Origin of the sequence: Lactococcus sp. S64 (assembly GCF_016516525.1) — a bacterium.
Lineage (GTDB): Bacteria > Bacillota > Bacilli > Lactobacillales > Streptococcaceae > Lactococcus > Lactococcus lactis.
This window is the reverse complement of the sequence record NZ_JACVUQ010000013.1, coordinates 16,328-36,974: the sequence shown is the minus strand read 5'-3', so window position 1 is coordinate 36,974 and position 20,647 is coordinate 16,328. Positions and strand designations below refer to the sequence as shown.

Below are 20,647 nucleotides of genomic sequence, written 5' to 3'. Positions count from 1 at the left end.
TTCTCCATTTTACAATAAAATAGGATTTATGGGAAACTTCGCAACAGAACCCCTAATTGTTTTTTATTCTTTTGTCCTTGAATGGTATAATGTTCTAATTTACCTAAAATCTCAGCTAAAAATGATTTTCTTATTCAAAATACTCTTTAGTTTGAGTTCTTACCTAAAAATTGATAGATTTTATAAAACACTCCCTATAGATGTAATAGAAAGCCTATCTTTAGGATGAAATAATATTAGCTTAACTTTAATTGTGCTAAATAAACCAGGATATAAGGCTTAGGATGAGACGATAATAATAGGAAATGCCAAACTTATTTAAGTCCCTAATTAAGACATTTTCAAGTATTTATAAGCTTTCTAATATTATAATTTATAGTATCCGATTTAATTGTTAAATTCATGAGGGATTCATTTGAACCATTAAAAAATATAACACTTGATGAAAATTTTTAATTTTTTGTGATTAGTTTTAGTAAAATTTGAATGAGTCATAACCCTTGTCATGCAAAATATAGAAAGTATAAAATCAACTGAATGAGTTGAGTCTAATTCAATTTTTCCAACTTTATTCACAATAACAAAAAATCAAGTATTTTATACTTGATTTTTTGAGAGCAAATCATTTATAGTTTCCTCTTTCATTCAAATTTGTAATGGTTAAAGAATTTTTGGTTTTAAATTCTACTACTTGATCACTAGATAGTAACTCGGGAGTTAATGAAACTTTACTAATTTCATTTGTTCCATAATTTTGGAGATAAACAGATCCTGTTTCATTGCACATTACAATAATATACTGTGAATAGTCGGATTGATCATCTGCTGTGATTACTACATTTTTGGGTATCTTAACTGTAGATAAAATTTCTAGTGAATTATGAACGCCCTCAAGTTCATCGTTAGCTTCTTTAATATTTTCTTTAAAGAATGTTGCCCTTACAAATCTTTCTGGAGGGGTGTAGCCTCCAGGTAAGCCTAATGTACCTGTCCCTTGAGAAAAAGGTTTTGCTTCAAACTCTCCGTATTTTTTAGGCGAGTATTGCTTAGGTTGAACATGTAAGTAATTACGTAAATTTTCAATATGCCATTCTAATTTAGGAGTATTGGTCATGACACCTATTGGATTTTCCTTAATAGTCAAAGGTTTATTCAAATCTGTTGGTTCGATAACAACAGATTTACCTGATTTATCTGTAATAATCCAATGAAGTGGAGTTAATATATTAAGTACTGGAACTGATACATTCATTAATTGTACTGTTTTTAAAGCTGATGTTAATTCTTCAATTGATTCAAAATTTCCTAATAGCCATATAATAAATTCATGAGAGGCTAAATTAATTTTTTCACTTGATTTATCATCATGGTATACTGCTTCCCCTGGTAAGTAAAGTTCTGCGGCTGATAGTCCCTTTTCGTTGACACCGTCAGCTACAAAATAACTACCGTCCAAATTTTTTCCAGAACCTACAAATCCGTATTTGTTAACGAATGATTTATTTTCTGAACTTGGAGTCCATTTATGATTGCGAGGAAGAAAAACAATTTGTGGATCTAATTCATAAGAAAAATCCATTGTTCTTGCTAATAAATGCTTACTATCTTTTGTTTCTGTATAAATGCTTGTACACATATTTTTCTCCTTTTAGTGTGTAAATCCATGACTATGAATTTTTTCTTTTTGGTGCATAGAAACGTTTGCATCATTAAGTTCTGCAACAGCTATCTTAATATCTTCAATCAGAGCACTAGCCATATTCATGCCAAAGTCTCCTCTGCAAACAAATCTTTGAATTAATATCTTGTCTAAATCTTCTGGTAATGGATATGCTGGAACTTGCCACCCTTTCATTTGTAATCTATCCGCTAGATCATACAAATTCCAATTGACTTTCACTTTTGGCTTTAGACGATAACAAACAATCGGTAAATTATCACCGTCATTATATATTTCAAATATACCTAATTCTTCAATTGCAGAAGAAATTTTCTTCGCGACATTCCTTGTCCTTAAATGTATATCTCTATATCCATTGAATCCGAATCTATAAAAATTATAATATTGGCCAATTACTTGACTAGCACTTCTAGAAAAATTTAGTGCCATGGTTGGCATTTCTCCGCCCAAATAACTTACATTAAAAATAAGATCTTCAGGCAAAAATTTCTTATCTCGCCAAATTATCCAACCTACTCCTGGGTATACTAAACCATATTTATGACCAGATGTATTAATAGATACTACATTTTTTAAACGAAAATCCCACTCTAACTCAGGGCTGGTAAATGGGGCAAACATGGCTCCACTTGCTCCATCTACATGAATTCCTAGACTACGCTTATTCATTTTATTGAATTCATCTACTTTTTTATCTAACTCTTTTATATTATCATACTTACCAGTATAAGTAATACCAAGTATACCTACAATACCTATCGTATAATCATCAACATAATCTAGTACTTTTTCTGTATTGATACTCATATGTTCTTGATCCATTGGAACTGTTCGCATTTCTATATCCCAATATACACAGAACTTTTCCCAACAAACTTGATAACCAGATGAAATGACTAGATTAGGCTTCTTTTTATTTATATCAATTCCTCTAATTTTAGCTTCTTCTCGCCATTTGAATTTCATTGCTAATCCACCAAGCATACATGCTTCACTAGATCCAACCGTAGATGTCCCAATCATTTTATCTCCATCTGGAACATTCCATAGATCACCAATGATATCAATACAAGCTTGCTCTATTTTGGCTGTACTTGGATACTCAGTTTTGTCGATTGCATTTTTTTCAAATGTCTCAGACATTAATTTTGTGGCTTCAGGTTCCATGTACGTTTGACAAAAAGTTGCCATATTTTGTCTAGCATTACCTTCATTAATTAGTTGATCCTTAACCAAACGATAAGCTAATGTTGAATCTAAACTTTCTTTACGAATTTTTTTCAAAATTACATTCTCTTTGGAAGCCTTTGATCCAAAAATAGGCTGGTATATGTTATCTATACCCATAAATTGTTACCTCCTCTGATAATTAAATGGTGTTGATCTCAACAATATCTATTTTACTTTTTATTTATATTTTTTATCCATAAAATTTGTCTTTTATAAAGACATATTTTATGGATAATATACGGTACCGTCATATACAGTTTTTTATATTTGATAAATTATAAAATCTTTCTTTACCAACTAAAAAAACTCCAACCTATAACTTTAATATCTTAAACATAAGCTAACCATTCGTTTACCTATGTGTAATTGTTAGCCCCTAGCCAAGAAAAATTAATATATATCGAGCGATAAAATTGACAATAATACTGTTTGTACCCCACTATAAATCGCTTTGAATCAGAGAAATTAATTTAAAAAAGTATAGAACATTCGTCCTTATTATTATATACTAGTCAGTCCTGTCATTAATTATTTTCATAATGTGTTTTTCAATTACTTTAATGTTATATTCAGTTAATGGATAAGAAATTGGACAAACGTACTGTTCTTTATAAAGAGTTTGGAAATTGGTTAAAATAAGGTCCGGATTCTCATATTCATTATTAATAAAATGGATGTTAAATATTGAGGAAAAACTATTATAGATTTCTTTTTGAAGTTGAGCTCTAATCAATAAAGGAAGATCAGACGTTATACTTATTTTTATGACTTCTTCATAATCAATAATATTTTGGAAAAAACTAATCATGAGATAATATTTTGTAATCAAAAATTCTTTATTTAAAAAAATGGGATCATTAGTGAGAATATATAATTTATTTAAAAATATACTTAGTTTATTTAATAATTTTTTGTGATATCTAGATTCAGGAGTAAATGAATAACCATCTATATCTACTTGTATATCTTTAAAAATTCGACAATAAATGTTGATGGAGAATATGTATATAAATATAAATTCATAATATTTAGCTGGAATAGGAAAAAATAAATCAGTAAAAGTTTTTATACATAAATTTGTTAGTCTAAGTATATCTGAATTTGTTTTTTTATGATAATCAAAAATTCTACTTTTTAATTTCTCTGAAGTATAAAATTTAGATTTTGCTTGAATTAATAATAAATAAAAGTACACTTCCCCTTCATTATTTTTGATGTATTCTTGAGTACCAGTTTTAAAAAAAGTATTTTCTTTTAAGTATTTTATATTAACATAATCGCTCCATTCATCTTTCTTATTAATATAATAATGTTTACGAGACCTTAAGTTATTTATGGCAATTAGATAAGCAAACTGTTTTTGATGAATGAGCGAAAAATTGATTCTTGCTTCTTTCGAAACAAAATCTACTGATTTATATGTTTTCATTTCACTTATAAAATCAAATGGCCAAGGAGAACTTTTAAATAATTCCCATAAAAAAACAAACATAAATAATCTAATATTAATCTCTTCTCCAATAAAAAAAGGTTCTCGTGTAGTAGTATTCACAGAAAACTCCGTTGTATAGGAATTTATAATCTTTATAGATTTTCTAATAAGATTTTCAGATAAAAATTTTTTCATAGAATAGGATTGAATAGTAGATATACGAGAATATATTAAATCCAAAAATATGTTTATTGTTAGGTCTTTTTTTAATATAAATTTTTTTAAATCATCTGAAGAACGATCGAAATAATTTATTTTTACTCCTTTAAACTTGGTATATTCCAATATAATATTTCCGCTATTCTCAAGATTAAAAGAATTGACAATATCTGATAATTCATTGATATAGCGCTGAATACTTCTATGATTTAGCAGCAAAGCATTTGCAATAAAATCTATTGTAGTATAATTTTTTGTTAAACTTATTGAATCAATTAAATCACAAATAATTTTGTTTTTTTTCTCAAGTAAATTGTATATTTTATGCTCCATAAATATCCCTTTCAATTCTTTTTTTTTTATTATGTTACATATTTTATCACAAAAATACTTTTTTGATTTTATAGTGTTAAAAAAATTGAATATATTTTTATTTCGCCTTATAAAAATATATTAGACAAGTTGCTTAAACAGAACTTTAATCTTGAAGCTCCTAATAAAGTTTGGACACTGGCTTTACTTATAGTTCTATTCAGTATAGACATCATGTTTACCTCTGTACTATTCTTGACCTCTATTCTAGAAAATAAGTAAGTGATAGGATTTCCTGTGACACCTTAGAGATTGCTCTAAGCAAGAGAAAACCTAAACAACCAATTATTTTTCATTCTGATCAAGGAAGTCAATTTAAATCAACTTCCTTCAGAAAGCTATTAGATGAGCATCAGTTGATTGCTTCTTACTCCAAACCTGGTTATCCTTATGATAATACCGTGATTGAGGTCTTTTTCAAATACCTGAAACAGCGAGAGACTAATCGGAGAACTTATCACTCAATTCAGGAAGTTCATTACAAGGTCGAGCAATTTATACAACAAAGCCCCAAAAGAAGATTTTTAAAAATTGTGATTCTGAATTTTGGGCTAAAGCAAAATACACGGAAGGCTACCAAGACTATTGTGATTTTTGTCGTATGGTGTATCGTAAAGATAGAAGAAAAAAAATTAAAAAAAAAAGAAAAGTTAAAGGGGCAACTTTGTACAATCCTAAAATATTTTCTAAGAAGTCTCATTAGTTGAAAAAGTGTAAGTTTTATATGATTTTCGGAAAAAATTTAGATTTTTCGTACACTTATAGCAAGCGAAAACCGCACTGTTGAGCGATTTAATATTTATAGAGGGTGGAAATCCGCAAAAAATCGGTTTTTATGATAATAACATTATAAAATTAGAGCGTTTTTAATTAAAATACCAAGTAATTTTTTAAGGAAATATGAGTTGTTTATCCTCAAATTTTATGGTACTTTTAAAGAGCCATAAACATAAGCAAAAAGTATATTCTAATTTCACACACGATTCGTTAGAATATACTTTTTTGTTTTTATAATTAAGTAAAAAAATTTTTTTGGGTGATTATTTCTTCAAATATTCTTTATAATTATTATCTTGACCTAATCCGTCGACCGCTTCAGCCATTTCAGGAGTGATTCTAACGTTGAATGGATCATCCATATCGATTAAAGTAATTGATAAAGTCATCTGAAAAAAGTTTTGTGTCAAAATATTTATTAAAAAATTCTTTTTTTGCGTAACTCAATATATCTTTACCAAAGTTATTTTGGATAATAATTTTATAATCTTCTTTGTAGTTATTATCATCAGTAAAGAGATAGGTTTTAAACATAATTTTATCCATTAATGCCATTTTATTATTTTCAAAGTTTTGATTAATTTCATGTTCAATCTCTTTAATTGTAGGGTCTTGAGAATCAACAGAAAATTGGCCTTGAACCCATTCTTCTATTTCCTCTGTCATTTTATCAGCTAATGCTTCGAAATATTTTTTACCTTTCCAATCTCGCTCAGTTTGGTCTTTAAAATAGGTAGATAGGCCGCTCCATGAATTAATATCATTCTTTATTTCTTCTGTAATTTCTGTTCCTTTCCCATATTTTCCCTCCACATATCTTTTAATCTTTTTTGAAACACGATCTAAAACTGCAGTTGGTTCTCCTGAGTTGATTCTATAATCTTGAATCGCTGCTTTTGCTACTTCTGTAAGTGTGAATGTTTTGTCATTTTTCTTATCCCTTTTAGAATTTTGTTATCAGCTGATAGATACATTTTATCAATAATAATACCGACATAAAAGGGACAAAATGATAAAACTAACATGATTTAAAAGACAATTACTATTCAAATACAGACAATAATATGTTATAATAAGTGTAAAGAAAAAGAGCTTGCACTAACAAGCTCCATAGAGACCATTTAAGACGGTTGACTTCGTTAAAACCTTTAAAATAGACCTTACTTCGTCAAAAGTTTAGCGGGTCTATTTTTTTATGCTTTTTACTATTGTTATTACAAGAGTAATCAGTGCAAGTACAAACATGCCAAAAAGAAGCATGAGTGAGATTGCATTGTAAACGCTCAAAAAAATCTAGCCTTTCTAGTTTGATAGGGTTTAACCCATTAACATTGCATCACCCCTCTTTCTTTACTCAGCCAACCGCTATAAACTTTCTCTGATATCATTATAACAAAAAAGGCATGTACAAGCTATAAAAACTTGTACATGCCTTTTATTTTAGAATGGTAGATCATCATCTTGAATGTTAATTGGTTCAGAGTTCGCAAATGGATCATGGCTATCTGCAGGGAAACTTTGTTTTTGATTACTTTGAGTTGCTGAAGGCGATGGAGTGGGTACATTTTCCTCTTTCCTGACGACTTTCTAGCATTTGGAAACTGTCCGCCACAAATTCAGTCACATATACACGTTGTCCTTGTTGATTTTCGTAGTTACGTGTTTGAATACGACCAGTAATGCCAATCAAATCGCCTTTTTTAGCCCAGTTGGCTAAGTTTTCGGCTTGTTGACGCCAGATGACACAATTAATGAAATCAGCCTCACGATCTCCGTTTGCATTTTTGAATTGGCGGTTTACAGTTAGGGAAAAAGTAGTTACAGCTTGATTTTGGGGTGTATACGTAAGGTAAAGAAGTAGTCTATTGGAATCAAAAAGTCAAACATGATCGTGCAATTATCATAAGAGGTAACTCAATGGAACCTGATTATCATTACGGTCAAATAGCTTTAATTAGGTATCAGAACTGTGTTGATATTCCTGGAGGAATATATGCAGTAGATGATATTGAAAGAGGACTAGCATATATTAAATCAGTTTATATGGAAGATGAAATTATTAGGCTTGTTTCTTTGAATGATGATGAAGATTTTGAAGGGAACAGATTATTTCCTGATATTCTTTTACCAAGAAATGAAAACACTAGAATCATTGGAAAAGTTGTTGATGCTTTTACTCCCATTGAAAAAGATTTTTTATAAATTAAATATTGGGGAGCTTTAGCTCCTTTTTTATTATTTAGTAAAAACTCTGTAAGTTATATTATTAATAACAATAAGTTAATAGTTATATATAAAAGTTATAGTTACAGTTACAGTTAAGGGGCAATTTTATGGCTTAACCATAGGGTTTACAGCCATAAATATCGTAAAAATGTTGTACTAAGGAGTAAAAATGTTGTTCTGAGGAGTAAAAATGTTGTTCTGAGGAGTAAAAATTGTGTACGTATGTCGTAAAAATTGCGCATTAGGGAGTAATTTTTGTGTATATACGCCGTAAAAATATTGCATATAATCGTAAAAATGTTGCTTGTGTCGTAAAAATGTTGCTCTAAATCGTAAAAATGTTGTTTTATTACTAGACAAGAATTAAAAATTAGTGTATATTAATAAAAACAAGAGTTAAATCGTAAAAATGTTGTATGTTATATTTGATTTACTGTCTTTCTTCTATATAGCGAACGAAAAATACACAATTTTTACGATTGAATCAGATTTGATACTGATAAAGGGGTTGAAAATGCAAAGTTACGATTTACTTGACGAACTTTATAGTGAAGATAAATTTAGAAAAGATATTAAATACAGTCGTCAGTTGCCTGAGATGTTCTCTACGGAGGATATAAATGCCGCGAGTGAGAATATTACTTATGCCATTCTTGGAGAGCTGAGAGACCGTTATAACGGGAGTGAACCTGTAACATTTTCTTATCAGGAATTAGCAGAGTTAGGTGGATTGTGGGTAACACGTAAAAATGGTGTAAAATCGCTCTACAATGGTAAACGGCTACAAAAAATAATGTATGATTTAAACGAAGCATTAAAAAATTTTTCATATTATCAAGTTAGAGAAACTAACGATGATGGTACTCCTAAATCGTGGAAAACAATAAATATATTTAGTGTAATTGATTTTGACGGAAGTAAAAAAGAAGTAAAACTCACAATATCTAATGCTCAAATCAGTTCTGAACAAGTTGATGCAAAAGGGCATGTGATTGATAAGCCACTATATGTATATGACTTAATCAATTCCAAAGATTGGAGAACAGTCAAGCATTTACAATATAACAGAGGAATCAACAATAGTCTGCCGTCTAAATATTCTAAACGTGTCTATCGCTTTATAAGCGAGTTTAGGAGTTTCCCAAAAGGCACAAAAATGAGAATAGATGATTTTGATAAAAAAATACTAAAAATATTGAAAACTCAAGAAGATTCTTTTAACAATAAAGAGGTATTTGATCTCAGAAAAAATAGGAAAAAATATTTAGAAACTGCAGTTAAAGAAATATCTGAATTAACTACTCCTGAAGGTACTCAAATTGTTAAAAATTTAGATTACATTTATCACACATCTGGCCGAAGAATACAGTCTATCGAATTTACATTTTCGCCGTTTAATGCTGATTTATCAGGCAGTAATCATATATCTATGAATTCTCGTACTTCTTCTCCTGGTACAGCCAGTCCATTTTTAAACGAAGCAAGAATGGTATTAGAATACTTTAATTACTTATCAAATGCAAATTTTGTTTTAGATGAAAATGGAATAATTAAACATCAGCCAAATTATTATGATATTCAATTCGAGCCAGATGATGTACAGCTTCTTCAACCAATTCATAAGTTACTTGAAAGTGGTGTTGCGATTGATGAATTGCTGCAAGTGGCTGAAATGAAAGCAATTGACTGGAAGTTTGATAGTCCTCAAATGAGTAATAATTTTAGACCGAGCGTAGTTTTCGGAAACAAATTTTCAGAATACAGAGCATTCCTAAAAACTTATAAAGCTCAAAATATCCATAGATTAATTGTTGATAGTTCTTCTGATTTTTATATACCTATGGAGGGGCCGTGGAATAAATCATAAATAATAAGCATATGTATATGTATAATTAATACGTATGCTTATTATTTTACCGCTTCATCTAATAAGCATTACATGTAATTATCACATTAAGCATAAGTATACACATGGTATATACGTATACTCATGCTTGACGAATATATTTTTTTATGTTATTATAAAGGTATAAATAACAAGTATACGTATAGGTATACTTGTTGAATATAGTCACTAGCATAAATAATATATATAATTATTTGAGTTGTAATGATACTTATGTGTGTTAAGTATACGTATAAATAAAGGAGTGAAAATGAAAATTGTAACGTTCTCAGCCATCAAAGGTGGAGTTGGTAAGACCACACTAGCTTATAATTATGGGGAATGGCTTGCAAAATCAGGAAAGAATGTACTTTTTATTGATTTAGACCATCAATGTAATTTGTCTCAAATCTATGATATTTACGATAACGAAGAGACAGTAGGAAACATTTTCAGAGGTTCAGGTAAAGTAAAAATCCATGAAATTTCGGATAATGTAAACTTAATTTCAGGCGACATGAGATTAGATGCTATCGAAAGAGATATTGAAAATAAGACTAATAAAAATATGTTGCTCTATTTATGGTTTGCAGATAACTATGAAAGAGTAAATTTAGAACAATATGACTTTATTATTATTGATACTCACCCAGATTTTTCAACAGCAACCAAAAATGCTCTTATAGTAAGTAATTCTATTATTAGTCCAATAACACCTAGTGAACACGGTTATAATGCAAAATTTAATCTTGAAGAAAGAGTGAAAGATTTAAAAACAGAAGCTATTGACTACAACACTAGAAAATCTTACTTCACTGCGAATTTATATTATGTTGCCAATATGGTAAAACATAACACAAGTTCATCTAGACAATTGTTAGAAGCTCTTAAGGACGAAGAGAATGTCATTGCTATTATTCCAGAAAAGGAACTCTTTAATAGAACAACTTTGGATAAAAAATCAATTGCTGAATTAAAACTTGATACAAAAGTTTATCAAAAGCAGAAAAAATTCTTTGATGAAATTTCAAAAAGTTTTGAAACTATTAGTGAAAAAATATAATAAGCATTTATAAGTACAAACACGTTTGGCACATATATTTATAAAAGGTACATATATGTATGAATAACATTTACGATTATACATAAAAGGAGAAATCATGGCGTTTGAACCACATAATAAAAATATAACTGAAGCATTGCGTACCCCTGTTGATAACGTAATTAGCAAAGAAGAAGATGCATTAACCATCCCTAGTTATCAAGACACAACAGAAAAAACTCAAAATTATACGTTTAGCTTACAACCTAGCGTGAGAAAAAAATTGACTGCAGTATCAAAGGAGCAGGGCTTTCCTTCAGCATCAAGCTTCCTAAATTCTCTTATAAAAGGACTGTAGTAATGGATAAGGATGAATTAATCAAACAACAACAAAGAGAAATTGACCGGTATCAAACATTACTTCGGGATGCAGAAGATGGACTAGATATAACTTCTAAACCTGAGATAAACGTTGATGAAATTCTGAGCATTTTAAGTTTCTATTAAAACAAAATGATATTAAATCATTTGATGATTTACTTACTTTAAAAGTAGATTTGAATAAGATACCAGGTAATGAACACATTTTTGGTTTTAGAACTCTTTTTAGTAAGATGGAGAAAGAAATAGATGAAGGTGATTACCCTGCTTTAACTATTCGTCTTAGTTTTATAGACAACTATCAAAATGTGCTTACTGAAATAGTAAGACAAGCAGGAGATGTCGGTAAAGTTCATGGAGGAAAATAATATTCTCAAACTATCTGATAGTATTCAAGTGGTTGGGATGCAATGGAAAGCGTAGTTATTCTTCAGTAGAAGTAATATTAGAGAAAATAAAAATGGAGAGGCTAGATTTAGCCCCTCCATTTTTATTTATGAGATATTTATAATTTGTTCAATGGATATGAGATAGATTTTATCTGTTGATTTTATTCTCACTTGATTATTGATAAATTCTGAGACAAAACCAAAGACTTCAATAAATTTTTCTTTTGATTGATATTTAACTTTGATTTACACCTGATTTGAAAATGACTGATTAAGAAGATGAAGCACTACATGATGTGGTAACGCTTGAATTATCTTATCATCTTTTTTTTCTTTTTCAAAAGTATTTTGGGCTTCAGTTAATTCCCCAGTAGCAAATGCTCCCCATTTCATCATACCTCTGTCATGGTACGCTCGAATGACTTCATAAGGGCTGTATGAACGGTCAACTGACATCTTTATCCTCCTTATTTTGACTTGCTGCATGACCTCCAATGAGTTTGTTCCGATAAATGACACGTGATCCCTCGGATAAACTACTTGCCTTTTGTATTGATAGAAAATCGAAAGTTTCTCTAATTTCATCAATGACTTTTTGAAGAGACGCTTGCTTTTCGTTTGATTGATTTTCTTCAACACTTTCAAATAAAGAGAGCTGTTTGATAGAACTGTCAGAGAGTTGATTTCCGCTTATTCCTATTTGTCTTATCGCTCCCCCCTGGTACTTTTCACGAAACAAGGAGATTGCAAGGTCTTGCAATTCCTTTGTGTTTTGCGTTGCTTCAATATTGCGAGAAACCTTAACAGAAGAGTATTCAGAAGTAGAAGCAGCACCTGCATAAAGGGAAAGATTGCTTGCTAGTTTTCCGCCTTTTCTCAAACGTATTGCTAAGTTCTCAGCCATCTCTTTAATTACAAGCTCAATTTCTCTTTGCTTATGATAGTCACGTGGTAGAATTTGAGAATTGCTGAAGCTAGTAGATTTAGGGGTATATTTTTCCCTTACATTGCTTTCGTCGATACCGTTAGCGTGGAAAAAATGCTGAAGTCCAATTGTTCCTAATTTTTGTTTAAGGAGAAGTGGGTCAGCGTTCGCAAGCTCTTTGATAGAAGTGATTCCTAGCTTGTTTAATCGTTTCTCAGTCCGTTTACCAATCCCCCAAAAGTCTGTCATTTTTGGAAGAGTCCAAAGTTTGTTTGGCACGTCCTCATAACGAATTAATGCCCTCATATTTGGGTTATGTTTGGCATAATTATCCATTGCCAACTTAGCAAGCAAAGGGTTATCTCCAAGCCCTACAGTTACATAAAGCCCCAACTTACTCAGAATCTCACGTTGCAAATCTAATGCAATCAGATTCATTTGCTCATAGCGATTTTTAATACCAGGATAAAAAAAGTTAAGTGATTCAGTAATGTCTAAGAAAGATTCATCAATCGAGTAAGAGTGAATCTCATCAATTGACGTATAATTTGTGAGTATATCTGTCACTTCAATTTTATAATCTACATATAATTGCATTTGTGGTGGGACTATCCATGTTCGTTTCGCCCAAGACTCAATGAAAGCAACATATTGCAAAGTTGGTTCAGTTCGCTGTCCATGAATATCTGTATGTGTCCGATACCATTGCGGATAGTTGAATCTTCTTGATTCTATGAGAAAGGGTAAATCGCTGGCACGACTGACATTTTTCATTCCAAAGACTTTCTTAAAGGTTGGACTAGATGCAAGTGTTAACCCCTTAGAGTTGTCAGCTCTACTCATGACGCAGAGAGAAGTCGTTAAGGGATTGAGGTTGCGTTGCACGCATTCAATAGAGGCATAGTTTGATTTGATATCTTCAAAAAGGATTGCTCGTCGAGGTTCAAGTGAGTAGTCAAAGTAGTGATTCTGATTTGATTGATTCATTCGATATGCCTCCCAATACTAATTATCAGTTTTACTGATATTATAATGGAAAAATCAGCAAAAATCAATCAATTATCTCTATAAAAGTGATATTTATGTATTTTTAAATAGAAAATTATATAAATAAAATAATGTGATATAATTAGACTCAAAATAATATAGATTGAGACACTTTATGAAACGAAGAAATAAAAAAAAGAAGTTTAATTGGTTACTTAACACTTTAATAGCCCTCATTTTTATAATTGGTTTAGTATTAATTTTTAATAAGCCGATTCGAAATATATTAATTGCAACGAAATCAAATCACTACCAATTAGAGAATGTTTCCAAAAAGAAAATCGAACAAAACAAAAAAGAGAAATCGAGTTTTGATTTTTCGGCAGTAAAAGCTGTAGATTTCCAATCCGTGCTTTCTAGTCAATTTAATTCACAGGATTTGCCAGTCATTGGTGGAATTGCAATTCCTGATTTAAAGATTAACCTTCCAATATTTAAAGGAGTAGGGAATACCTCGCTATTATACGGCGCAGGAACGATGAAAGAAGGAGAGGTTATGGGACAAGGGAATTATTCTCTCGCGGGGCATAACATGACAGGCTTTACTTCAGACCTCTCTATTTTATTTACCCCCTTAGAACAAGCTAAAGCAGGGATGGTTATTTATATCACAGATAAAGAAGATATTTACCAATATAAGATTGACAACATTAGTACCGTTACTCCAGACCACGTCGAAGTTATCAATGATACTCCAGGTAAAACTGAAATCACTTTAGTGACATGTGCAGATGCGGAAGCAACACACAGAACTATTGTAAAGGGAACTTATGTAGATAAAACGCCATTTAATAAAGCAACCTCAGAAATGAAGAATGCTTTTGAAAGAAAATATAATCAAATGAACAATTTGTAAAAGAAATAGCTAATTGACATTTAATTGAAAAATAGGTAAAATAAACTTATCAAATAAAAAGGAAAATGCAAAATGTCACAAATTTCTGTCACACCCGAAGAACTCAAAAGCCAGTCTCAAGTATATCTTCAGTCAAAAGACCAAATTGAACAAGCGATTCAACGTGTTAATTCTATGAATAGCACCATCGCTGAAGAGTGGAAAGGTCAAGCTTTCCAAGCTTATTTGGAGCAATACAATCAATTGGAACAAAACGTTCGTAAGTTTGAAGAATTGCTTGAAAGCATTAATCAACAATTGAACAAATATGCGGATACAGTAGCAGAACGTGATGCACAAGACGCTCAAAGCTTTGGGTTCTAAAGGAAGTAGCCTAAAAGGCTACTTTTATTTTTGTAAGAAAGGAGAGACAGGTGTCAGGAAAATTAAGTTCAGATTTGGGTTCCGCCCAAGCAGCCGTCTCACAGTTTAATAAAGGCCAAGCTGCTAGTCAACAGTTTTCACTTGGAGAGAGTAATATTACAGGCATGAAAAGTGCGGTTAAGCTCTCTAATTCAATCATTGGAGATTTAACTCAATTGGAAACAAGCGTAAAAAAACAGGCGGATAAATTTCCAAAGTTAGCTGAAGTGATTGAAGCACGAGATAAACAAGATGCGGTAGATTTAAGTGGAATGAATTGGGGGTTCTAATGCAGAGAGATAAAAATGCGGACAAACGTTTAGAATTTAACCGCAAGATTGCCTCAAAAGAGCAAGAAAGTGACGAACTCTATCTTGAAGAACGGCAAGTTAAAAAACAAATTGAGAGCTTTGAAACTGTGATTATGCAAGGTTTTAGAAAACTTCAAGAAATTGATGATAATATCAATAAAAGAGGAACGCTTGCATGGAATTATGATGAAACGTTTCAAAAACAGAAATATCTGTCTCATGTGATTCGACAACAACAAGATGAATTGGAACATTCTTATCGAAGCGCTCGATATCAAGTTGAAAATGAACGTGAACAACTTCAAAGAGAAAGGGATACCTTAGCATGGGATTAATTTATCATCCAACGGAGTCACAAGGACTTGTTTCTGCACTTAATACCAATATCGCTACTGCTCAAGAGATGATTGACAAGCTCAATCAAGCCAGTCAACACCTTATTGAAGCTTTAAGCGGAAATGAACTGTCAGGGGCAGCTTATACCGCAGGAAAGGGTCTATTTTCAGAATTGATTCTTCCAACGATTTCTAAAGCTTCAGAAGCACTTCAAAAGGTAAAATCAGATGCCAAGCAGTATGAAGGTTTTGCCTCAAGTGCAGGTTCGGAAATTTTAGATGAAGATAAACTCAATGAGCAACTCGAAACATTACGCACTCAACAATCTGCTTTAACTTCTCAAATCAATTTCTATAATCAGCAAGCTGCTCTACATCCAGAGAATAGTGAGTTGAATACCAGTTATGGTGATTTCAGTACTCAGCTTTCTTCGTATATGGGAACGAATGCCCATGATATTCAAAAAGTGCAAGAAAAACTTCAGAAATTACATGAATTTAATAGCCATGTGAGTTCACTTTTTAATCAGAGTAAAGAAAACTGGCAGAGTGTTTTAACGCTCTTAGGAGTACTTAATCAAAGTTCGATAAATTCAAAGACCGGACAAACTTCTTTGCCTGGAGGTTTGAAATTTAAAGAAATTCAAGATTTTATCAAAGAAAAAGGAACAGATGTTGGTAAAGAGAAAATTATTGATATCGCCAAAGAAGGCTTGCAAGGTCAAATTATCAAAGCAGGAGCAGATAAGGCTGATAATATCTATAATAATCGCTACCGAATAACAGACGCTGAAGGGAATATTCTTGGGAAGACGCCAGGTGCTACAAAAACAGCGATTGAAGGTGTGGAACGAAGTTCCAAAACTTTGGCAAAATATGGAGGAGAGGCTTTTTCGGACACTTTTGGAACTTTGGTCGGTGTAGGAATAGATACTTGGGTAAACCATGAAGATGCAGGAGAAGCGTGGGGGAAAGAGATGACCAATACTGCTGTAACTGCTTCTGTAATTGGTGGAATAGAAGGAGGGAGTGCTCTATTGGCAGAGACAGCTCTAGGAGTTGCCCTTGGGGTTACCCCAGTAGGGGTTGGTTTTATTGCTGGAGCAGCAATAGGAATCGGTGTTGGTTTAGCAAATGATTATTTAAGAGATCATTTTAAAGGGGTTAAAGATTTTGAGGATGGAGTAGGAAATGCGGTAGTTTCTGGATGGAATAGTTCCGTCAAAGAAGTTGGTCATGTCTGGAGGAATTTATTTGGATAATAATAAAATTTATAAAAATAAAGAGGGCTTAAAAGAAGGACATGTCTATCAAATATCATTTGATGGAGTAAAAATTGTTTCTGGTTGGGCATTATTTGTGACAATAGATAATCAAGAATATTTGATTAAAAGAAATATGGCCATATCCAATAGATTTAATAGAAAAATATTTAAGTCAAGTATTTCTTTAATACCATATATTTATAATCCATCCAATTCTAAGACTAGAAAAAACTTTTCAAAATACGGAATAGGAGTTGGAATAGTACTATCAGCTATTATACGAAGCATAGTTCCAAAACAATTTATTTATGCAGAACCACCACAAGATTTTTTAATTGGTATATCGCGAGTAATTCTATTCTTTATCTTGGTAGTAATTGTATTAATGATAGTATCACTATATAGAAAAAAATTTTTAGAAAAAAAAATTCGAAATATGGGTGGAGAACTAAACTTTTTGGGTATTGCCCGACCTCTTAGTCCATTACAAATTGTAAAAGATAATTTGGAAGTATGGTGAATGAATAAAAAAACATTAGTATATTTTGGCATCTCAATTACTATTCTTACACTGTTTGGAGTTGTAATTCCAGCAATAATAATATATTTTATTGGTGTTAGATTATTAAGCCTATTCGTTTTAGCTTGGGTGATTATTATTTTCTTCTATGGGAAGATAAAAGGGAGCAATGGAAATATTGTTAAGTATGATATTAAAACAAAAAATAATGAACAGGAGTAAGATATGAAAAGTGAAAAATTATTACCTTTAGGAAGTGTAGTCTATTTAAAAGAAGGGGTTATTCCTTTAATGATTGGTATTCGTCAACCGATTGTTCAGTTAGAAAAACAGTGCTATTTTGACTATGCTGGTTTTTCTCAGATTACTGGGATGAATATGGATGAAATAGCTTATTTCAATAATGAAGATATCAGTTTAGTAGTTGCTGAAGGTTACATTGGTGAGGAAGAAGAACGAGTGCTTCAAGCGCTAAAAGAATGGCGTGACCAAAATCAAGACATCCCTAAAGGACATGTAGTTAAAGACGAAAACTCTAATGATGTTTCGTTTGGTTTTTAAAATAAAAAATGGCTTACAAAGATGATTTAGAACGTTCAAAGAGTATTTTGGATATCCAACAAGCCTATGAGCGAGAATGTCAGAGAAGATTTTTACTCCTTCAAGAAATGTTTCCAGATGATTCAGCTCGAATGATGCTTTCGGAACATTTAGCTATATGGTTAGCTGCTGAAAAATATGCGGTTGGGAAATTTGGTATATCTGACAGACATTGGATTCAAGAAAAAATATAAAATACGTGAACCATATTATTCACGTATTTTTTTGTCAATTCAAAAACGGCCAACAGGGTATACTCTGGTGGCTGTTTTGAAAATTGTGATATAATGGACATTGAGAGCGGCCAACTAAGTTGCGCAACAAGGAGTAGAATTTTGAACCAATTATCTATAATTTTTTTAATTACACTACTAATGATTTTTTCTATTGTCACAGCTGTTATTTTTATAATTAAACATAAGCTGAACACGAAAGGAAAATATCAGTTGTATTGGACAACTCAAAAGAATTTATTTTCTATAAAAGTCAATAAAGGACAATTTTTTGTCAAGGCAGATAATTTAGAGTTAGCTAAAAAAGTTGGAGCAAAAGCTCTACAAGAAAAATATAAAAATAAAGAGTGGTTTGGAGACATAAGATTTACTGTGAGAGGCGGCGGAGAGAAAAGTCTATTATCACAAGAAAACTGGGAAATACTGGTGGATTTATTATGAGTAAAATCGGTTATGCACGTGTAAGCAGCAAGGAACAAAACCTTGATAGACAATTAGAAGCCTTAGATTATGTTTCTAAGGTCTTTTCAGATAAAGTAAGTGGACAATCTACAGAGCGACCACAATTAAAAGCAATGCTAGAATATATCCGAGAGGGCGATATTGTTGTCGTAACAGAATTAGACCGTTTAGGAAGAAATAATAAAGACCTTACAACTATCATGAATGAGATACAACAAAAAGGAGCAACATTAGAAGTTCTAAATTTGCCCTCGATGAATGGTATTGATGATGAAAATTTAAGACGGTTAATAAATAATTTAGTGATTGAACTTTATAAATATCAAGCTGAAGCTGAACGAAAAAAAATTAAAGAGCGTCAGCAACAAGGCATAAAAATTGCTAAGGAAAAGGGAAAATTTAAAGGCGGAAAAAGAAAATTTCAGGAAAACGACCCACGTTTAAATTTAGCTTTTGATTTATATTTAAAAGGTTATACTGACAAAGAAGTAGAAGAACAGACAGGAATTAATCGTCGGACATTTAGAAGGTATAGAGACCGTATTGGTATACATAGAAAGAAAAAATATGAAAATTCGTTATAATCGTCAAAAAGTAATTGATAATAACCTTGGAGTTATTTATGTATTATTATTACTTTTAATTTTTACATTTATCCTTAAAGACTCTCTTGCTTTAATTTGTTCTTTATTTATTGGTTCTATGCTTTTTATAAGTATTATTTTAACAATTCTTGACCGTAGAAAAAAAGATGTATTAACTTGGAATGATAATTTTTTTGAAATTAATAATTCTTTCTTCAAAAAAAGTAAAATAGAATTTTCAACTGTAAAACGAATTCTGATTGTTAAAAAAAAAAGGAAGTAGATTCTGTCCCAAGAGACTTACCAAATAGTTATGAAATATTTGTAGAATTACATATTTTTGATAAAAAGTTAAATAGACAAATTTTAACTTTAGGTGATGAAAGATATATTAATGAATCCGATACTGAATCTTTTCTTTCATATTGCGAAATGAAAGGTATAGAGATTTCATAATAAATATTTTTACCAATTTCAGAATGTTCTAGAAAGAGTGACTATGTTTTGCAACAGAACCCGCAAGACTACCAGGACTATTGTGATTTTTGTCGTACACTTATAACGACCATAAAACCCACGGTTAAGCGATTCTCATATTATGAGTGATGAAAAAAGGCTAAAAATCGCCGATTGTGGCAAGTTTAGGAGAAAATGAGATTATTTTTAATCGAAATGCCTGGTATATTTTTATAGAAAATATGATTTGTTTATCTTCAAAATTTATGTTATTTTTAAAGAGTCTTAAACAAAAGCAAAAAGCATTCTGATTTCACACACGATTCGTCAGAGTGTTTTTTCTTTCTTAATTAAACGAGATGACAAAAAAACGAAGTTGTGATAAAATAAGGGTAAAGAAAAAGGACTTGCGCTAACAAGTCCTAGTGTAGCCGATTAAAAGTCGGTGGCAGTATAATGTTCTAAGAACCGTTAACCTACCAAAGTCAGACGGTTCTTATTTTTTTGTGATTTTTTCAATCAACAAAACGATAAATGTAAGCAAACTAATTAGAAAACCGCAAGCTGCGATGACTAACATGGCTACATCCACCAATAAGAAGGCTCCTTTCCGTTGGATTTTGAACTTACATACATAAGCCTCACCTCACTTTCAGAGCCACCGTCTATTTAAACTTCTACTCAATCATTATAACAAAAAAAGAGCCTACAAGCCAAAACTTGTTGGCTCTTAAGGTTTTAATTACAATTTCCACTATGCAGAATAGGGAGACTGTGTTAAATGACTTGAGCAGGAGTTTGCTAAAGAAAAGATTGACAGGAGCTTTTCCCCTGAAGGGATTTTTTTCATAGATTTAAGAGTGATCGAAATAAAGTGTTCATATTCGGATTCACTATCTAAAAAGAACCCCAAATAATCAAAAAGGTTATAAAGGGCAAGCTGATTGGCCAAATTTTTTTGTTCCTTAGAAATGTCTTGAACTTTATAGATTTTTTTGTCGACCTGGTTGCAAGTTC

The 20,647-nt window shown here is 31.2% G+C and carries 26 protein-coding genes and 3 pseudogenes; 20 read left to right on the top strand and 9 right to left on the bottom strand.

The genetic code is table 11. The features are described 5' to 3' along the window. The coding region (locus IAE51_RS12260; RefSeq protein WP_233611069.1) for a hypothetical protein at positions 1-229 on the top strand (229 nt) is incomplete at its 5' end. 393 nt (positions 230-622) lie between these two features. On the opposite strand, the gene IAE51_RS11145 is transcribed toward IAE51_RS12260, so the two are convergent. From IAE51_RS11145 to IAE51_RS11135, 3 genes are all read right to left on the bottom strand, one after another. Next, positions 623-1,636, bottom strand: coding sequence for a choloylglycine hydrolase family protein (locus IAE51_RS11145; RefSeq protein WP_200095495.1), 1,014 nt, complete (start codon positions 1,634-1,636; stop codon positions 623-625). 12 nt (positions 1,637-1,648) lie between these two features. Then, the gene (locus tag IAE51_RS11140) at positions 1,649-3,028 is read right to left on the bottom strand and encodes a glutamate decarboxylase (RefSeq protein WP_200095493.1); all 1,380 of its coding nucleotides are present in this window, start codon (positions 3,026-3,028) and stop codon (positions 1,649-1,651) included. Between the two features lie 391 nt (positions 3,029-3,419). Continuing rightward, positions 3,420-4,895: a helix-turn-helix domain-containing protein gene (locus IAE51_RS11135; RefSeq protein ID WP_200095491.1), complete on the bottom strand. Its 1,476-nt coding sequence runs from the start codon at positions 4,893-4,895 to the stop codon at positions 3,420-3,422. Positions 4,896-5,018: 123 nt separating this feature from the next. Here IAE51_RS11135 and IAE51_RS11130 point away from each other — a divergent pair. Beyond that, positions 5,019-5,440 (top strand): annotated as a pseudogene (locus tag IAE51_RS11130) (DDE-type integrase/transposase/recombinase); the annotation flags it as partial. A 625-nt stretch (positions 5,441-6,065) separates the two neighbouring features. Here IAE51_RS11130 and IAE51_RS11125 read toward each other — a convergent pair. From IAE51_RS11125 to ssb, 3 genes and pseudogenes are all read right to left on the bottom strand, one after another. Further along, positions 6,066-6,524: a hypothetical protein gene (locus IAE51_RS11125; RefSeq protein ID WP_200095489.1), complete on the bottom strand. Its 459-nt coding sequence runs from the start codon at positions 6,522-6,524 to the stop codon at positions 6,066-6,068. 372 nt (positions 6,525-6,896) lie between these two features. Next, a complete protein-coding gene (locus tag IAE51_RS12350) occupies positions 6,897-6,998 on the bottom strand; it encodes a putative holin-like toxin (RefSeq protein ID WP_080613287.1) in 102 nt (33 codons plus the stop codon). 153 nt (positions 6,999-7,151) lie between these two features. After that, positions 7,152-7,560, bottom strand: a pseudogene (gene ssb, locus IAE51_RS11115) (single-stranded DNA-binding protein); the annotation flags it as partial. Positions 7,561-7,595: 35 nt separating this feature from the next. Between ssb and IAE51_RS11110 the strand changes: the two are divergent. The 6 genes and pseudogenes from IAE51_RS11110 to IAE51_RS11085 all read left to right on the top strand — a co-directional run. Continuing rightward, positions 7,596-7,913 (top strand): annotated as a pseudogene (locus IAE51_RS11110) (helix-turn-helix transcriptional regulator); the annotation flags it as partial. A 538-nt stretch (positions 7,914-8,451) separates the two neighbouring features. After that, positions 8,452-9,804 (top strand): replication initiation protein, encoded by a 1,353-nt coding sequence (locus IAE51_RS11105; RefSeq protein WP_200095485.1) that lies wholly within the window; start codon positions 8,452-8,454, stop codon positions 9,802-9,804. Between the two features lie 289 nt (positions 9,805-10,093). Further along, on the top strand, positions 10,094-10,885 hold the full coding sequence (locus IAE51_RS11100) for a ParA family protein (RefSeq protein WP_200095483.1): 792 nt from the start codon (positions 10,094-10,096) through the stop codon (positions 10,883-10,885). 97 nt (positions 10,886-10,982) lie between these two features. Then, positions 10,983-11,222: a hypothetical protein gene (locus tag IAE51_RS11095; protein WP_200095481.1), complete on the top strand. Its 240-nt coding sequence runs from the start codon at positions 10,983-10,985 to the stop codon at positions 11,220-11,222. Positions 11,223-11,224: 2 nt separating this feature from the next. Beyond that, the gene (locus IAE51_RS11090; protein WP_200095479.1) at positions 11,225-11,371 is read left to right on the top strand and encodes a hypothetical protein; all 147 of its coding nucleotides are present in this window, start codon (positions 11,225-11,227) and stop codon (positions 11,369-11,371) included. A gap of 50 nt (positions 11,372-11,421) precedes the next feature. After that, complete coding sequence (locus IAE51_RS11085; protein WP_200095477.1) at positions 11,422-11,613, top strand: hypothetical protein; 192 nt, start codon at positions 11,422-11,424, stop codon at positions 11,611-11,613. Between the two features lie 267 nt (positions 11,614-11,880). On the opposite strand, the gene IAE51_RS12250 is transcribed toward IAE51_RS11085, so the two are convergent. Both IAE51_RS12250 and IAE51_RS11075 read right to left on the bottom strand, forming a co-directional pair. Then, positions 11,881-12,090: a hypothetical protein gene (locus IAE51_RS12250; protein ID WP_233611068.1), complete on the bottom strand. Its 210-nt coding sequence runs from the start codon at positions 12,088-12,090 to the stop codon at positions 11,881-11,883. After that, on the bottom strand, positions 12,080-13,546 hold the full coding sequence (locus IAE51_RS11075; RefSeq protein WP_200095476.1) for a Y-family DNA polymerase: 1,467 nt from the start codon (positions 13,544-13,546) through the stop codon (positions 12,080-12,082). The genes IAE51_RS12250 and IAE51_RS11075 overlap by 11 nt, the downstream gene beginning before the upstream one ends. Positions 13,547-13,721: 175 nt before the next feature. Between IAE51_RS11075 and IAE51_RS11070 the strand changes: the two genes are divergently transcribed. The 12 genes from IAE51_RS11070 to IAE51_RS11015 all read left to right on the top strand — a co-directional run bounded on the left by IAE51_RS11070 (position 13,722) and on the right by IAE51_RS11015 (position 19,457). Then, positions 13,722-14,462, top strand: coding sequence for a class A sortase (locus IAE51_RS11070; RefSeq protein WP_200095474.1), 741 nt, complete (start codon positions 13,722-13,724; stop codon positions 14,460-14,462). A gap of 72 nt (positions 14,463-14,534) precedes the next feature. Next, a complete protein-coding gene (locus tag IAE51_RS11065; RefSeq protein WP_200095472.1) occupies positions 14,535-14,825 on the top strand; it encodes a WXG100 family type VII secretion target in 291 nt (96 codons plus the stop codon). A gap of 50 nt (positions 14,826-14,875) precedes the next feature. Then, positions 14,876-15,154, top strand: coding sequence for a hypothetical protein (locus IAE51_RS11060; protein WP_200095470.1), 279 nt, complete (start codon positions 14,876-14,878; stop codon positions 15,152-15,154). After that, positions 15,154-15,510, top strand: a complete 357-nt coding sequence (locus IAE51_RS11055; RefSeq protein ID WP_200095468.1) for a hypothetical protein — start codon at positions 15,154-15,156, stop codon at positions 15,508-15,510. The genes IAE51_RS11060 and IAE51_RS11055 overlap by 1 nt, the downstream gene beginning before the upstream one ends. After that, a complete protein-coding gene (locus tag IAE51_RS11050) occupies positions 15,501-16,772 on the top strand; it encodes a hypothetical protein (protein WP_200095466.1) in 1,272 nt (423 codons plus the stop codon). The genes IAE51_RS11055 and IAE51_RS11050 overlap by 10 nt, the downstream gene beginning before the upstream one ends. Beyond that, entirely contained in the window at positions 16,747-17,295 is a 549-nt protein-coding gene (locus IAE51_RS11045) for a hypothetical protein (protein WP_200095464.1), read from the top strand. The genes IAE51_RS11050 and IAE51_RS11045 overlap by 26 nt, the downstream gene beginning before the upstream one ends. After that, entirely contained in the window at positions 17,296-17,517 is a 222-nt protein-coding gene (locus IAE51_RS11040) for a hypothetical protein (protein ID WP_200095462.1), read from the top strand. A gap of 3 nt (positions 17,518-17,520) precedes the next feature. Next, on the top strand, positions 17,521-17,856 hold the full coding sequence (locus IAE51_RS11035) for a DUF4176 domain-containing protein (protein WP_200095460.1): 336 nt from the start codon (positions 17,521-17,523) through the stop codon (positions 17,854-17,856). Between the two features lie 8 nt (positions 17,857-17,864). Then, positions 17,865-18,089: a hypothetical protein gene (locus IAE51_RS11030; RefSeq protein ID WP_200095459.1), complete on the top strand. Its 225-nt coding sequence runs from the start codon at positions 17,865-17,867 to the stop codon at positions 18,087-18,089. Between the two features lie 141 nt (positions 18,090-18,230). Further along, entirely contained in the window at positions 18,231-18,569 is a 339-nt protein-coding gene (locus IAE51_RS11025) for a hypothetical protein (RefSeq protein WP_200095457.1), read from the top strand. Continuing rightward, positions 18,566-19,174, top strand: coding sequence for a recombinase family protein (locus tag IAE51_RS11020; RefSeq protein WP_200095455.1), 609 nt, complete (start codon positions 18,566-18,568; stop codon positions 19,172-19,174). The genes IAE51_RS11025 and IAE51_RS11020 overlap by 4 nt, the downstream gene beginning before the upstream one ends. Next, positions 19,158-19,457 (top strand): hypothetical protein, encoded by a 300-nt coding sequence (locus IAE51_RS11015; RefSeq protein ID WP_200095454.1) that lies wholly within the window; start codon positions 19,158-19,160, stop codon positions 19,455-19,457. Before IAE51_RS11020 ends, IAE51_RS11015 begins: the two co-directional genes overlap by 17 nt. A 669-nt stretch (positions 19,458-20,126) precedes the next feature. On the opposite strand, the gene IAE51_RS12450 is transcribed toward IAE51_RS11015, so the two are convergent. Next, on the bottom strand, positions 20,127-20,210 hold the full coding sequence (locus IAE51_RS12450; RefSeq protein ID WP_370524379.1) for a putative holin-like toxin: 84 nt from the start codon (positions 20,208-20,210) through the stop codon (positions 20,127-20,129). Positions 20,211-20,647: the final 437 nt, after the last annotated feature.

Bases quoted from the DNA above. Each gene is read 5' to 3' on its own strand.
- IAE51_RS11145 (WP_200095495.1), bottom strand. From the start codon at position 1,636: ATGTGTACAAGCATTTATACAGAAACAAAAGATAGTAAGCATTTATTA.
- IAE51_RS11140 (WP_200095493.1), bottom strand. From the start codon at position 3,028: ATGGGTATAGATAACATATACCAGCCTATTTTTGGATCAAAGGCTTCC.
- IAE51_RS11135 (WP_200095491.1), bottom strand. From the start codon at position 4,895: ATGGAGCATAAAATATACAATTTACTTGAGAAAAAAAACAAAATTATT.
- IAE51_RS11105 (WP_200095485.1), top strand. From the start codon at position 8,452: ATGCAAAGTTACGATTTACTTGACGAACTTTATAGTGAAGATAAATTT.
- IAE51_RS11100 (WP_200095483.1), top strand. From the start codon at position 10,094: ATGAAAATTGTAACGTTCTCAGCCATCAAAGGTGGAGTTGGTAAGACC.
- IAE51_RS11095 (WP_200095481.1), top strand. From the start codon at position 10,983: ATGGCGTTTGAACCACATAATAAAAATATAACTGAAGCATTGCGTACC.
- IAE51_RS11090 (WP_200095479.1), top strand. From the start codon at position 11,225: ATGGATAAGGATGAATTAATCAAACAACAACAAAGAGAAATTGACCGG.
- IAE51_RS12250 (WP_233611068.1), bottom strand. From the start codon at position 12,090: ATGTCAGTTGACCGTTCATACAGCCCTTATGAAGTCATTCGAGCGTAC.
- IAE51_RS11075 (WP_200095476.1), bottom strand. From the start codon at position 13,546: ATGAATCAATCAAATCAGAATCACTACTTTGACTACTCACTTGAACCT.
- IAE51_RS11070 (WP_200095474.1), top strand. From the start codon at position 13,722: ATGAAACGAAGAAATAAAAAAAAGAAGTTTAATTGGTTACTTAACACT.
- IAE51_RS11065 (WP_200095472.1), top strand. From the start codon at position 14,535: ATGTCACAAATTTCTGTCACACCCGAAGAACTCAAAAGCCAGTCTCAA.
- IAE51_RS11055 (WP_200095468.1), top strand. From the start codon at position 15,154: ATGCAGAGAGATAAAAATGCGGACAAACGTTTAGAATTTAACCGCAAG.
- IAE51_RS11050 (WP_200095466.1), top strand. From the start codon at position 15,501: ATGGGATTAATTTATCATCCAACGGAGTCACAAGGACTTGTTTCTGCA.
- IAE51_RS11045 (WP_200095464.1), top strand. From the start codon at position 16,747: ATGTCTGGAGGAATTTATTTGGATAATAATAAAATTTATAAAAATAAA.
- IAE51_RS11040 (WP_200095462.1), top strand. From the start codon at position 17,296: ATGAATAAAAAAACATTAGTATATTTTGGCATCTCAATTACTATTCTT.
- IAE51_RS11035 (WP_200095460.1), top strand. From the start codon at position 17,521: ATGAAAAGTGAAAAATTATTACCTTTAGGAAGTGTAGTCTATTTAAAA.
- IAE51_RS11030 (WP_200095459.1), top strand. From the start codon at position 17,865: ATGGCTTACAAAGATGATTTAGAACGTTCAAAGAGTATTTTGGATATC.
- IAE51_RS11020 (WP_200095455.1), top strand. From the start codon at position 18,566: ATGAGTAAAATCGGTTATGCACGTGTAAGCAGCAAGGAACAAAACCTT.
- IAE51_RS11015 (WP_200095454.1), top strand. From the start codon at position 19,158: ATGAAAATTCGTTATAATCGTCAAAAAGTAATTGATAATAACCTTGGA.
- IAE51_RS12450 (WP_370524379.1), bottom strand. From the start codon at position 20,210: ATGTTAGTCATCGCAGCTTGCGGTTTTCTAATTAGTTTGCTTACATTT.